We start from the raw sequence: 13716 nt of genomic DNA, 5'->3' as shown, positions 1-13716 counted from the left end.
GTTAAATCTATAAGTACAAAGGTATTGTCTTTAGTGATTGCCTGCAAGCAGATTTACTTATAGATCCAGTTTTTGGTTTCGTCGATACACTGGCGAGCATGGCTTTTGCTGCTGAACATCCAGTCCTCGCGCAGTCCGAGTTTCGCCCTGTCGGTGAGATTGAGCGGCGCGAAAAACCATTCGAGGTGGTGTCAGAGTTCCAACCCTCTGGCGACCAGCCGCGCGCCATTGCCGAGTTGGATGAACGCCTCAACCGCGGCGAGCGCGATGTCGTGCTACTGGGTGCGACCGGTACCGGTAAGTCCGCAACTGCGGCATGGCTGATCGAAAAGCAACAGCGCCCCACCCTTGTGATGGCGCCGAACAAGACGTTGGCTGCGCAGTTGGCCAACGAGCTTCGCCAACTGCTGCCGAACAATGCGGTGGAGTACTTCGTGTCGTACTACGACTACTACCAACCGGAGGCCTACATCGCGCAGACGGATACCTACATTGAAAAGGATTCGTCCATTAACGACGACGTCGAGCGCCTCCGTCACTCCGCAACCTCCGCATTGTTGTCGCGCCGCGACGTCGTCGTGGTGTCCTCGGTGTCCTGCATCTATGGCTTGGGTACCCCGCAGTCGTACCTGGATCGCTCCGTTGTCCTGCGCGTCGGGGAAGAGGTGGAACGTGATCGCTTCCTCCGCCTGCTTGTCGACGTCCAATATGAACGCAACGACATCGACTTCAAGCGCGGTACCTTCCGCGTCAAAGGCGACACCGTGGACATTATTCCGGCCTACGAAGAAGTCGCGGTGCGTGTGGAGTTCTTTGGCGACGAAGTGGATTCGCTTTACTACATCCACCCGTTGACGGGCGATGTGCTCAGCCAGGAAGACGAGGTCCGGATCTTCCCGGCAACGCACTATGTGGCCACTGACGAGCGCATGGAAAAGGCGATCGAGGCGATTAAAGAAGAGCTTGCAGACCGCCTCGAGGAGTTGGAGAACAAAGGAAAGTTGTTGGAGGCTCAGCGCCTGCGTATGCGCACTGAGTATGACCTGGAGATGATCCAGCAGGTCGGGTTCTGCTCCGGCATTGAGAACTACTCGCGCCACATGGATGGTCGCCCCGCGGGCTCTGCGCCGGCGACACTGATCGACTACTTCCCGGAAGACTTCCTCACCATTATCGACGAGTCGCACGTCACCGTCCCACAGATCGGTGGCATGTTCGAGGGTGATATGTCGCGAAAGCGCAACCTGGTGGAGTTCGGGTTCCGTTTGCCGTCCGCGGTGGATAACCGCCCGCTGACGTTTGATGAGTTCGAAGCGCGCGTCGGCCAGACGGTCTACATGTCCGCGACCCCGGGCGACTACGAGCTTGAGGCAGCGCAAGGCGAGTTCGTCGAGCAGGTCATCCGCCCGACTGGCCTGGTAGACCCGAAGGTCACCGTGAAGCCGACGAAGGGACAGATCGATGACCTTATCGACGAAATCCGCGGCCGCACGGACAAAAACGAACGCGTGCTTGTGACCACACTGACAAAGCGCATGGCCGAGGATCTCACCGATTACCTGCTGGATAACGGCATCAAGGTCCGCTACCTGCACTCGGACATTGATACCCTGCAGCGTGTCGAACTGCTACGCCAGCTGCGCCTTGGCGAGTTCGACGTCTTGGTCGGCATTAACCTCCTGCGTGAGGGCCTCGACCTGCCTGAAGTTTCGCTCGTCGCCATCCTCGACGCCGATAAGGAAGGTTTCCTGCGGTCGACGAAGTCGCTCATCCAGACGATCGGTCGTGCAGCCCGAAACGTCTCCGGCGAGGTCATCATGTACGCGGACCAGATCACCGAATCGATGCAGGAAGCAATCGACGAGACCGAGCGTCGCCGCGAAAAACAAATCGCATATAACAAGGAACACGGCATCGACCCGCAGCCACTGCGCAAGGCTATCGCCGACATTTTGGATCAGGTCTACGAGAACGCGGATGCGGACGCGCCAGCGTCGCTGAGTTCAGACACCGCTGTCGCGGAGAAGCCAGATGTGGCGAACATGGCCTCTGACGAGGTGCAAAAGCTTATCGACGACCTCACCGTCCAGATGCGCGACGCCGCTCGGGAACTGAAGTTTGAGCTGGCGGGACGCCTCAGGGATGAGATCGCTGACCTCAAACGCGAACTGCGTGGTATTAAAGACACAGGAAATTAGCGAAAGGACAGAATCCTCATGCACACCTACACTTCTATCGCCGTCGGTACTGACGGTTCACCGACTTCCATGGTCGCCGTGCGTGCCGCCGCAAGCCTTGCACGCGTGTACGACGCGAAACTCACGATTATCTGCGCGCACTACACGGCGTCTGGGTCGATGCTGAACTCCACCAACGCGGAGCTCAGCCGTGTCGACATCGTGACGGAGACGAACGCGCGCAACATTTTGGCTGAGGCAAAGAAGATTGCTGAAGAGGAGCAGGCGAAGGAAATCAACCTGGTCTCCTCAGGCGGCCAACCCGCGACCGTGCTGGTGGAATCGGTGCAGGAATATGACGTTGATCTGCTCGTTGTAGGTAACAAGGGCATGCGTTCCATGGCGGGCCGGATCTTCGGCAATATCCCGGGCAACGTGGCGAAGAAGGCGCCGGTGGATGTCATGCTCGTCGATACCCGGTCTGAGGGACACAATTAAATCCTTCGTGGGTAGAATGTCCCCGATATCCGCGCCGTAATCTTGAAAGGTGATTTCCACATGGCCGATTCCCCGTACAAGACCATTGTTGTTGGCTCCGACGGGTCCAAGTCGTCCCTCCTGGCCGTAGAGCGTGCCGCTAAGTTGGCTGCTGCATTCGGCTCCACCCTCGTTATCGGCACCGCCTACTACGAGAACGAGGATGAGGCTGCCAAGGCCCTGCGCCAGGACTCCGTGACCATCCTCGGTGACCAGAAGGCTCTAGAGAACCTTGAGGGTGCCGCTGAGCACGCACGTTCCTTCGGTGCACCCGACGTCCAGACCGCGACCCGTCCGGGTACCCCGGTTGAGGCGCTCATGGCGATCGTCAACGACAACAACGCTGACCTGCTCATCGTCGGTAACCGTGGCATCAACTCGCTGACCGGCCGTCTGCTCGGTTCGGTGCCGGCTGATGTCGCGCGTCAGTCCAACTGCGACGTCATGATCGTCCACACCGTGAACTAAGCGGTTTCCCGCTTAGTTCCCGATCACCGTCAGCGTCTGCGTGGCGCGGGTGACAGCGACGTAGAGGTCTTGCCACCCTTGTGGCGAGGCCTCTACGATTTTTTGTGGCTCCACCACGGTGACGTGGTCGAATTCGAGGCCTTTCATCTCGTCGACGTTGTGCACATCGATCACCGCATGCAACCCATCCCGCTTGTCGACGACCTCCGCACCTGCCGGCAGAAAATCAACCGGAATGCCGGTGGATCGGATTGCCGTCGGTGCAGTCGCCTCCGGATCAATTTGTGTCAGAACTTCCGCCGCATAATCTGAGATTTCCTTCGGCGTGCGGTAGTTCACCGTCAGCTCGTGGAGACGGAAGCGCTGACCCACAAAGCGTTCGAGTGCTGCGGTCCAATCGTCCACGCCTGCTGGCGAGGAAGTCTGCGCGGTATCTCCGACAAGGGTCATCCACCTTGCCGGGCACCGGCGAAACACCATGCGCCATTCCATTGGGGATAACTCCTGCGCCTCGTCGACGATGATGTGTCCATAGGCCCATGTTTGATCCGCACTGGCGCGCTGCGCGGTAGAACGATTATCAGTGACCCGCTGACGAGCAGCGAGCGTCTCTGCGTCGATCACGTCAGCCGCAGAAAGAATCTCCGCCTCAAACTGGTCGTCATCGTTATCGGTGGACTCGGACGAGGCAAGGATATCCAGCGCGTCTTCGGCCTCCTCCACGAGTTCGCGCCACTCGGCTTCTTCCTTGCGGCGGGCTTCTTCCGGATCGACGGTGCCGATCAGCACCGCCAGTTCGTCCACAAGTGCAGTATCGGCGGGGGAGAAGTCCTCCTCCGGGGAGCGCAGCAGCGCCGCACGTGTGTAGTCGTCGTAGTCGTAAGCAGCGTGCGCAATCGCATCCTCATCGGTGAGGAACTCACCGAGTAGGTCGGTGGGGTCGAGCTCGGGGAAGTGCTCGTCGATAAGCGCTAGCACCTGTGGCTCATCGGCGAGGTCATCGTGGAGCTGATCTACGTCTGCAGCAGACAGCAGGTTGGCACCACCGAGGGGATCTTCACCAATCTTTTGGGCCAAAGCCTCCGCCAGCGATTGGGTGAGGTGTTCTGCAAAGAACGGACGCGCCTGATTGTGCGGCCGGCGGGAGCGACGTGCGCGAGTGCGCGCGGCCTTGATCATGGCGGGCGTGGCCTCAATGGCTACTGAATCAATCGTCAGCACGACCGGCTTGTCGGGAACAGTTTCGTAGGCTTGCACGGCGCGCTTGAGAATCGTCACCATCTCCTCCGACCCCTTCACCTCCCGAGCCGCGATCGAATCGCTGCCCGTAGGCGTAAACCCGGGGACGAGTTGATCAGCAGTGGAAAGCACTACGCCAGTCTCGCCGAGCTCCGGCAACACACGGGAGATGTACTCCAAAAACGCCGGGTTCGGACCCACGATAAGCACGCCGGTGCGGCTGAGCTGCTCGCGCCACGTGTACATCAAATAGGCAATACGGTGCAGGGCAACCGCAGTCTTGCCCGTACCCGGACCGCCCTGTACAACCATCACGCCGCGGGTTGGATCGCGGATGATCTCGTCCTGCTCGCGCTGGATCGTCTCCACGATTGAGCGCATATGACCCGTGCGCGCTTCATTCATCGCACGGCGAAGCGCAGCCTCAGAGCCAACCCCGGCCACCGATGTGTCTGCGTTGTCGCCGGACAGCACCTCGTCATCTACCGCAGTAACCTTGCGCCCCCGCATGCGGATATTTCGGCGCGTCTCCACGCCCTCTGGGTGGGCGGTCGTCGCAAGGTAGAAGGGGCGTGCGAGCGGGGCACGCCAATCGAGCAACAACGTGCGGTAGTTATCCTCGCGGTCGTCAATGCCGAGTCGACCAATGTAGCGCCGGTCCAAATCCTCACGCCCCGGCACTGGATTTTCGGGCTCATCGTCTGCAACGTCAATGCGCCCAAAGACAAGCCCGGCTTCAGCAACGCCAAGCGTGTCCAATTTGGCATTGAGGCCGTGGTACTCAGTTTCTCGCCGCACAAGAGCGTCCGAATCCGGGTTGTCCGGATCAACATCACGCTGAACCTCTTCGAGCCTCGCACGGGCACGAGCCACCTCGGCGTCGAGGTGTGCGAACAACGTATCCGCGTGAGACTGCTCGTCGGCGACGGGGTCAGGTGAAAGATTGTGCTGTAAATCCTGCATCCCCAAAACAAACAACCCCGAGGCGGGAAATATTCCCAACGCCTCGGGGCCGTAACGTTCAACTAAGTTCAGTGCTTAGCTGAGCTTCTTCTGAGCCTTCTTCACCAGCTTCTTCGCGCGCTTCTCAGCCTTCTTGGCCTTACGCTTCCACTTCAGCTTGGTGATCCAGGACGGATCAGCATCGAGCTTGTCCCAAGCCTTCTCCAGCTTGTCGATGGCACCCTGCGCCTTGTCTTGAGCCTTCGCGGTTGCTTTGTTGACCTTGCGCTTCGCCTTGAACTTGTCCAGAGTAGACGGCTGCAGATCGTTGAGCTGATCCTGCAGGTCACCAACAACGCTGTTGACCTTGCGCTTCGCCTTGAACTGCTGGATCTTCGACGGCTTCAGGTCATCGACCTTGCCCTCTGCCTTGTCTGCAGCGTCATCGAGCCAGTCACCAGCGTCGGAAAGGAAGCTCGAAGCCTGCTTCTTAGCGTCGTCGAACCAGTCGCTAGCGGTATCGCCGGCCTTGGAAGCGGCCTTCTTCCAGTCGCCCTTGTTGTCGTCGATGTAATCGGCAACCTGGTCGGTGCGGTCAGAGAACCAGTCACCAGCCTTGTCAAAGGCCTTCTCGGTCTCAGACTTGGTCGGCAGCGCCTGCTTGATGTTCTTCTGCGCAACGGAAGCGGCGTTCTGTGCACGCCACTTCATGTTCGGCTTGCCAGCCGTATCAACAGTTGCCAGCAGCACGCCACCAGCAAGACCGAGGTCGGTCAGGGCGCCACTGCGACGACGAGCCTTCTCTTCCTCGCTGTCGGCCTCCCAGAATGCGTGGCGGCCAATCACCGTCGGGATCGCGGTTGCAGCCAGCAGGGTGGCGGACAGGCGCGGGAACTTGCCGATTGCGAACAGGGAGCCAGCGCCAGCCTTAACGCCGCCGACAATCTTTGCGGCGGATTCCGGATCCTCCGGAACGAAGCCGCGGTACTCGGCTGGAACAGCGGTGCGCAGCTTCTTCAGGACAGTATTTGCGGAGTCCTTGTGGGCTGCCGGGTTCAACAACGTCTCAACGCCGTCGATCACGTAGACCGATGCCAGCATTGGGCGTGCGATTTTGCGAATCATATATGTACCCAAATCCTTACGTTTTGTAGCTGATTGTGCTCCCACCGAGTGTAGCGATTTTGCGCCAGGCCAGCTGTGTCCTATTGCACAACGCCACTTACCAGCGACGCTCCCACCACTCGTCAAGGTGCGGCCGTTCTGCGCCCAGCGTGGTGGGTTTTCCGTGGCCAGGGCGAACGATTGCGTCGTCGGGGAAGGCGTCGAAAAGCTTCTGTTTCACATCGTTGAAGAGTCGCACGAAATCACCCTCGGACTGGGTTTTGCCCAAGCCCCCCGGGAATAGGGAGTCGCCCACGAAAAGGTTCGGGGTGCCGTCGATGTCTACCGCGATAAACGCGCCGCCGGGAGTGTGCCCGCGCAAGATACCCACAGGAATGCGATGGCCGGCGAACTCGATGGTGTCACCGTCGCGCAGTTCCACATCGGGGGCGACGGGAAGTGCCGGGGCATCCAAAAACGGTGCGTAGTGTGTGGCGCCGGTTGCCTCCAGCACTGCTTCCAGAGCGCGGGTGTGGTCGTGGTGGCGGTGTGTTGTGAGAACCGCGGTAATTTCCACGCTGGCGTCGCGGGCCATGGCGTGGAGGGTGTCGGGCTCATCGGCGGCGTCGATAAGCAAACCTTGCTCCCCGGAAGAGAGAAGGTAGCAGTTGTTGTCCATGGCGGATACGGAAACCTGGTGCAGCTTCAGCGAAGTACTCATGCCCGCCACAGTAGTAAGGAATGTTTGTATAGCGCGCGACGTTGGTAGTTTCTTGGGAGTACGAATCGACGAAAGGCGAAGACGTGGCCGACAAACTTATTGTGCGTGGTGCTCGGGAACACAACCTCAAGGGCGTAGATGTCGAGTTGCCCCGCGACAAAATGGCGGTGTTCACCGGACTGTCGGGCTCGGGCAAGTCCTCGCTGGCCTTCGACACCATCTTCGCCGAAGGCCAGCGCCGCTACGTTGAGTCGCTGTCGTCCTATGCCCGCATGTTCCTGGGGCAGATGGACAAGCCCGACGTCGACTACATCGATGGGTTAAGCCCAGCGGTGTCCATTGACCAGAAGTCAACCAACCGCAACCCGCGCTCGACGGTAGGCACGATTACTGAGATCTACGACTACCTGCGTTTGCTGTACTCGCGTGCGGGTACCGCCCACTGTCCGGAATGTGACGCTGTGATTGAGCGACAGACCCCACAGCAGATCGTTGACCGGATCCTGGAGTACGAAGAGCGCACGAAATTCCAGGTGCTTGCGCCGATCGTGCGCAAGCGTAAGGGTGAGTTCCAGGACCTGTTTGCTGACCTCGCCGCCCAGGGTTATGCGCGTGTGAACGTGGACGGGGAGACCTACCAACTCACCGACCCGCCGAAGTTGGAAAAGCAGATCAAGCACAACATCGACGTTGTGGTGGACCGCTTGATGGTCAAGGCGAGCCAAAAGCAGCGTCTCACTGACTCCGTGGAGACAGCGCTGAAGCTGGCGGACGGCCTCGTGGGCTTCGACTTTGTGGATCTCGACGCTGACGACCCGGAGCGCGTACAGATCTTCTCCGAGAAGATGGCCTGCCCGAACGGGCACAAGCTCAACGTGGAGGAGTACGAGCCGCGCGCGTTCTCGTTCAACTCGCCATTCGGCGCTTGCCCGGCCTGCGACGGCCTTGGCGTGCGCAAAGAGATTGATGTTGACCTGATCATTCCCGATCCGGATGCGCCTGCGGTTGATGCGTTCCAGCCGTGGAACTCGAGCCCGAACAAGAAATACTTCACCAAACTCATCGAGGCACTGGCGAAGGAAGAGGGTTTCGACGCAAGCGCTCCGCTGAGTTCGCTGACGAAAACGCAGCAGAAACACCTGATTCACGGCTCGTCGACCAAGATCAACGTCCGGTACAAGAACCGCTTCGGCCGTCAACGTTCCTACACCGCCGCCTACGAGGGCATTGTGGGCTACATCGAGCGCAAGCTTGAACAGGCCGAATCGGATACGCAAAAAGAGCGCCTCCTTGCGTTTACCCGCGAGGTGCCGTGCCCGACCTGTAAGGGTGCCCGCCTGAAGCCGGAGATCCTCGCAGTGCGTCTCGTATCAACGACGCACGGGGAGAAGTCCATCGCAGGGCTGACGGAATTGTCCATCGAGGATGCGTCCGAGTACCTGGACAACCTGGTGTTGGGCTACCGCGAGGAAATGATTGCTGGCGCAGTGCTGCGAGAAATCCAGGCGCGCTTGCACTTCCTGCTCGACGTCGGCCTGAACTATCTGACGCTCGCGCGCTCTGCCAGCACGCTGTCCGGTGGTGAAGCACAGCGCATTCGCTTGGCGACGCAAATCGGTTCCGGTTTGGCCGGCGTCCTGTACGTGCTTGACGAGCCGTCCATTGGACTGCACCAGCGAGACAACCAGCGCCTGATCGCAACGCTGAAGAAGCTGCGCGACCTCGGCAACACGCTCGTTGTTGTCGAGCACGACGAGGACACGATCCGTGAGGCCGACTGGCTCGTCGATATCGGACCCAAGGCTGGCGAGTATGGCGGTGAGGTGGTCTACCAGGGAGATCCGGCGGGCATCCTGAAGGCGAAGGACTCGCTCACTGGTGATTACCTGGCGGGACGTAAGAAGATTGAGGTTCCGGAGCAGCGACGTGTCGTCGATAAGCAGCGCATGCTCAAGGTTGTTGGTGCCCGCGAGAACAACCTAGACAACGTCGATGTGAGTATCCCGCTGGGCGTACTTGTGGCTGTCACGGGTGTATCGGGCTCGGGCAAGTCGACGCTGGTGAACCAGATTCTGGCGAAAACCCTGCAAAACCAACTGAACGGTGCGCGCCAAGTGCCCGGGCGTGTGAAGAAGGTCGAAGGCCTGGAGCACCTGGACAAACTCGTGCAGGTGGACCAGAGCCCGATTGGGCGCACGCCGCGGTCGAACCCCGCGACATACACGGGCGTGTTTGACAAAATTCGTAACCTGTTCGCCGAGACTCAGGAGGCGAAGGTTCGAGGTTACAAGGCCGGGCGATTCTCCTTCAACGTCAAGGGCGGCCGCTGTGAGGCTTGTCGTGGCGACGGCACGATCAAGATCGAGATGAACTTCCTGCCGGACGTTTACGTCCCGTGCGAAGTGTGCCAGGGTGCACGTTACAACCGCGAGACGCTCGAAGTGCGCTACAAGGGCAAGAACATCGCCGAGGTGCTCGACATGCCGATCTCCGAGGCAACCGAGTTCTTCGAGCCGATCACCTCGATCCACCGCTACCTGCAAACGCTGGTAGATGTCGGTCTCGGCTACGTCCGACTCGGGCAGAGCGCAACCACGCTGTCCGGCGGTGAGGCACAGCGCGTGAAGCTCGCCGCGGAGCTGCAGAAGCGTTCTAACGGTCGCACGATCTACATTCTCGACGAGCCGACCACCGGCCTGCACTTCGAAGACATCCGCAAACTCATGCTGGTGCTCAACGGGCTGGTGGAGAAGGGCAATACCGTGCTGGTCATTGAGCACAACCTGGATGTGATCAAGTCCGCTGACTGGATCATTGACATGGGTCCGGAAGGTGGCTCAGGCGGCGGCACCGTGGTTGCGCAGGGCACCCCGGAGGACGTGGCCAAGGTCGAAGGGTCCTTCACCGGCGAGTTCCTCCAGGATGTGTTGATAAAAGGGTAGGAGAGCTCGATTTGGTGCACGCGTGTAATGCGTGTACTATTCACTTCGCACCGCCCAGCGTGTCCATTTCACGGATGCGCGGGCCACAAGAGGAGTGAATCCCACCCCAAGCCGCTGGCGTTGAGCCGAGTTGGATACGGGTCAAATGGTGTGCCAGATGTTGGCATGCCTGGACGATCTCCCGCCACCGTTTTTCGGTGAGCGGGTTTTTCGCGTGAGATCACCCCGAATGTGACCCAGAGCGGCAACGACATTGTTTCTCGAAGTCTCTAGGAGTTCTCATCAGCGCTGAAGCTCGGATTAACGATCGAATCCGCGTCCCCGAAGTTCGCCTTGTCGGCCCGTCCGGCGAGCAGGTCGGCATTGTCCGTACGGATGATGCCCGCAAGCTGGCGTACGAAGCGGATCTCGACTTGGTTGAGGTGGCGCCGAACGCTAAGCCGCCTGTGGCCAAGATCATGGACTACGGCAAGTTCAAGTACGAGCAGGATCAGAAGGCCCGCGAGGCCCGTAAGAACCAGCAGCAGACCGTGGTCAAGGAACAGAAGTTCCGTCCCAAGATCGATGAGCACGACTACCAGACCAAGAAGGGCAATGTTGAGCGCTTCCTGGAGAAGGGCAACAAGGTCAAGGTCACCATCATGTTCCGCGGCCGCGAGCAGTCCCGCCCTGAGCTGGGCTACCGCCTGCTGGAGCGTCTCGCTGAGGATATCGGCGAGTTGGGTGTGGTCGAGTCCCGCCCGAAGCAGGACGGCCGCAACATGACGATGGTCTTCGGACCGGCTCGCAAGGGCAAAAAGTAAGTTTTGAAATAACCGACACTCTGAAGGGCTTTCACCATGAAGCAGAAGACCCACAAGGGCACCGCAAAGCGCATCAAGGTCAACGGCAAGGGCAAGCTGCGCCGCGAGCAGGCTGGTAAGCGCCACCTGAACGAGAAGCTCTCCTCGAAGCGTCGCCGCAAGCTCTCCGGCACCACCGACGTCGCTAAGGCTGACGTCAAGCGCGCAAAGCGCCTCCTCGGCATGTCCTAAGCACTGCCCGATCAATCAACCGATTACGAGATAAGAAAAGGAAGTTTGACTCATGGCACGTGTGAAGCGTTCAGTCAATGCTAAGAAGAAGCGCCGCGCAATCCTCAAGTCCGCGAAGGGCTACCGTGGCCAGCGTTCCCGCCTCTACCGCAAGGCTAAGGAACAGTGGCTGCACTCCCAGACCTACGCTTACCGCGACCGTCGTAAGCGCAAGGGTGAGTTCCGCAAGCTGTGGATCCAGCGCATCAATGCTGGTGCACGCATGAACGGCATCACCTACAACCGCCTCATCCACGGCCTGAAGCTGGCTGAGGTTGAGGTCGACCGCAAGATCCTCGCCGAGCTCGCTGTCAGCGACTTCGCTGCATTCTCCGCCCTGTGCGAGGTTGCAAAGAACGCTCTGCCGGAGGACGTCAACGCTCCGAAGAACGCCGCATAAGCGCTTTCGCTTTTCGACGACACACCGCCCCGTCCCACCACACCAGGTGGGACGGGGCGGTTTTTGTTCGCGGTAAGGTATCGGCCATGGCATTGGATTCTGAGCAGCCGTTTACTGAGCGCACCCCGCGTGTGGTCAACGCTGCGAAGCTGAAACGCGCGGCGGGTCGTCGCAAAGCAAAAGCTTTTCTCGCGGAAGGGGAGAACGCCGTGGAAGCGGCGGTGGCTACGGGTGCAGCAACAGACTTGTTTGTCACCGAAGCAGCGGCTGAGCGTTTCGAGGAAATCGTTCGCGCCGCTGGCTACATGGATGTCTACACGCATGCCATCAACGACAAAGCTGCTCAGCACCTCGCCGACGCGGTGACCAACACGGGTATTTTCGCGGTGTGTAGGCCGGTGCTGTGGACGGTGCCGTCGATCCTCAAGGGCCGGCCCCGTCTAGTCGCAGTGTGTGTGGAGACCAACGACCCGGGCAACGCAGGCACGATCATCCGCCTAGTAGATGCGCTGGGTGCGGATGCAGTCATCTTCGCTGGGGACACCGTCGATCCAGAGTCGCCGAAAGTGGTGCGTTCCACCGCAGGATCGTTGTTCCACGTACCAGTGGCACGTGACCGTGATGTCCACCGGGTAATTGGGCAGCTGCATTCTGCAGGATTAGCTACGGTGGCAACCTCGGCGTCGGGGGAGACATCCCTCGCGCAAGCGGACGAGGTGCTTGCACGCCCAACAGCGTGGCTGTTTGGCAACGAGGCCCACGGGCTTAGCGATGAGCTTCTCACCAATGCTGATCACCGGATCTCCATCCCGATTAAGGGCAGCGCGGAATCGCTGAATCTCGCTACCGCTGCATCCATGTGCCTCTGGGAATCCTCAAAGGCGCTCGACGCAGACGAAAGGTAATCGCGATACCGACACCTATCGCATGTCCCCCTAGCGCATTCATGTGTCGGCTCCACGGGTAAAGTGGTGGACGCTTTTGAACCGACATCGCTGCAGACGCCCTGAGCTGCAGAGCACTTGTGGAAAGGCGCGGGTGAGCGTAAGCGTGGCCGACAACGCAACACAACTTCCGGATATTGAACTGACCGAGGAAGCCCTGAACAAGGCAGCAGACGACGCGGTTGCTGCTTTCGAAGCGGCTGCGGATCTCGCAGCACTCGAAGAGGCACATCGCGCGCACCTGGGGGAGAAGGCCCCAATCATGCAGGCGCGCAAGTCGCTGGGCTCTATCCCAAAGGATCAGCGTAAGAACGCTGGTCGCTTTGTGAACATGGCGCGTGGCCGCGCCGAAAAGGTCTATGCCCAGCTGCGCCAGGTCCGCGAAGCAGAGCACCGCGAGAAGCAGCTGCGTGAGGAAAAGGTTGACGTCACGTTGCCTACCGCACGTGCTTACGCCGGCGCGATGCACCCGATCACCACACTGTCGGAGCACATCGCCGACATCTTCATCGGCATGGGTTGGGAAGTGGCCGAAGGCCCCGAGGTTGAAGCGGAGTACTTCAACTTCGACGCGCTGAACTTCATTCCGGACCATCCGGCCCGCACACTGCAGGACACCTTCTACATCGGCGAAGAAGGCTCCAAGCAGGTCATGCGTACACACACCTCGCCGGTGCAGGTGCGAACAATGCTTGAGCGCGATGTGCCGATCTACATTGCGTGCCCGGGCCGTGTGTTCCGTACCGACGAGCTTGATGCCACCCACACCCCTGTGTTCCACCAGGTGGAGGGTCTCGCTGTGGACAAGGGACTGACGATGGCGCACCTGCGCGGCACGCTCGACCACCTGGCTAAGGTGCTGTTCGGCCCGGAAACCAAGACCCGTATGCGTACGAACTACTTCCCGTTTACCGAACCGTCTGCCGAGGTGGACGTTTGGTTCCCGAACAAGAAGGGCGGCGCTGGCTGGATTGAGTGGGGCGGCTGCGGCATGGTCAACCCGAACGTGCTGCGTGCTGTTGGCATCGACCCGGAGGAGTACACCGGTTTTGCGTTCGGCATGGGCCTTGAGCGCACGCTGCAGTTCCGCAATGGCCTGTCGGATATGCGCGACATGGTCGAAGGCGATGTCCGTTTCACTATTCCGTTCGGCGTGCAGGCGTAAAAGG

General features: G+C 59.9%; 12 protein-coding genes. 9 read left to right on the top strand and 3 right to left on the bottom strand.

Annotation, left to right across the window (positions count from 1 at the left end; genetic code table 11):
• Positions 1-98 precede the first annotated feature (98 nt).
• The 3 genes from uvrB to HMPREF2736_RS00130 are packed head-to-tail and all read left to right on the top strand — an operon-like array spanning position 99 to position 3182.
• Positions 99-2198: an excinuclease ABC subunit UvrB gene (uvrB, locus tag HMPREF2736_RS00140; RefSeq protein WP_070422924.1), complete on the top strand. Its 2100-nt coding sequence runs from the start codon at positions 99-101 to the stop codon at positions 2196-2198.
• 18 nt (positions 2199-2216) lie between these two features.
• Entirely contained in the window at positions 2217-2675 is a 459-nt protein-coding gene (locus HMPREF2736_RS00135; protein WP_070422923.1) for a universal stress protein, read from the top strand.
• A 60-nt stretch (positions 2676-2735) separates the two neighbouring features.
• Positions 2736-3182: a universal stress protein gene (locus HMPREF2736_RS00130; protein ID WP_070422922.1), complete on the top strand. Its 447-nt coding sequence runs from the start codon at positions 2736-2738 to the stop codon at positions 3180-3182.
• A 12-nt stretch (positions 3183-3194) separates the two neighbouring features.
• On the opposite strand, the gene HMPREF2736_RS00125 is transcribed toward HMPREF2736_RS00130, so the two are convergent.
• The 3 genes from HMPREF2736_RS00125 to HMPREF2736_RS00115 form a co-directional block, all read right to left on the bottom strand.
• Positions 3195-5384: a HelD family protein gene (locus tag HMPREF2736_RS00125; protein ID WP_070422921.1), complete on the bottom strand. Its 2190-nt coding sequence runs from the start codon at positions 5382-5384 to the stop codon at positions 3195-3197.
• 75 nt (positions 5385-5459) lie between these two features.
• Positions 5460-6488 (bottom strand): DoxX family protein, encoded by a 1029-nt coding sequence (locus HMPREF2736_RS00120; RefSeq protein ID WP_070422920.1) that lies wholly within the window; start codon positions 6486-6488, stop codon positions 5460-5462.
• A 97-nt stretch (positions 6489-6585) separates the two neighbouring features.
• Positions 6586-7188, bottom strand: coding sequence for an MBL fold metallo-hydrolase (locus HMPREF2736_RS00115; RefSeq protein ID WP_070828610.1), 603 nt, complete (start codon positions 7186-7188; stop codon positions 6586-6588).
• 83 nt (positions 7189-7271) lie between these two features.
• On the opposite strand from HMPREF2736_RS00115, the gene uvrA reads away from it, so the two are divergent.
• From uvrA to pheS, 6 genes are all read left to right on the top strand, one after another.
• The gene (gene uvrA, locus HMPREF2736_RS00110; RefSeq protein ID WP_070828617.1) at positions 7272-10130 is read left to right on the top strand and encodes an excinuclease ABC subunit UvrA; all 2859 of its coding nucleotides are present in this window, start codon (positions 7272-7274) and stop codon (positions 10128-10130) included.
• 281 nt (positions 10131-10411) lie between these two features.
• Positions 10412-10933, top strand: coding sequence for a translation initiation factor IF-3 (gene infC, locus HMPREF2736_RS00105; protein ID WP_083279489.1), 522 nt, complete (start codon positions 10412-10414; stop codon positions 10931-10933).
• A 36-nt stretch (positions 10934-10969) separates the two neighbouring features.
• Positions 10970-11164 (top strand): 50S ribosomal protein L35, encoded by a 195-nt coding sequence (gene rpmI, locus HMPREF2736_RS00100; protein WP_070422917.1) that lies wholly within the window; start codon positions 10970-10972, stop codon positions 11162-11164.
• Between the two features lie 52 nt (positions 11165-11216).
• A complete protein-coding gene (gene rplT / locus HMPREF2736_RS00095) occupies positions 11217-11603 on the top strand; it encodes a 50S ribosomal protein L20 (RefSeq protein ID WP_070422916.1) in 387 nt (128 codons plus the stop codon).
• Between the two features lie 86 nt (positions 11604-11689).
• Positions 11690-12508 carry a TrmH family RNA methyltransferase gene (locus tag HMPREF2736_RS00090; RefSeq protein ID WP_070828609.1) on the top strand — a complete coding sequence of 273 codons (819 nt, stop codon included), beginning with the start codon at positions 11690-11692 and terminating at the stop codon, positions 12506-12508.
• 133 nt (positions 12509-12641) lie between these two features.
• Entirely contained in the window at positions 12642-13712 is a 1071-nt protein-coding gene (gene pheS / locus HMPREF2736_RS00085; RefSeq protein ID WP_083322912.1) for a phenylalanine--tRNA ligase subunit alpha, read from the top strand.
• Positions 13713-13716: the final 4 nt, after the last annotated feature.

It is taken from the genome of Corynebacterium sp. HMSC036E10, from assembly GCF_001836265.1.
Taxonomy (GTDB): domain Bacteria; phylum Actinomycetota; class Actinomycetes; order Mycobacteriales; family Mycobacteriaceae; genus Corynebacterium; species Corynebacterium coyleae.
This window is presented reverse-complemented; position numbering and strand designations above follow the sequence as displayed.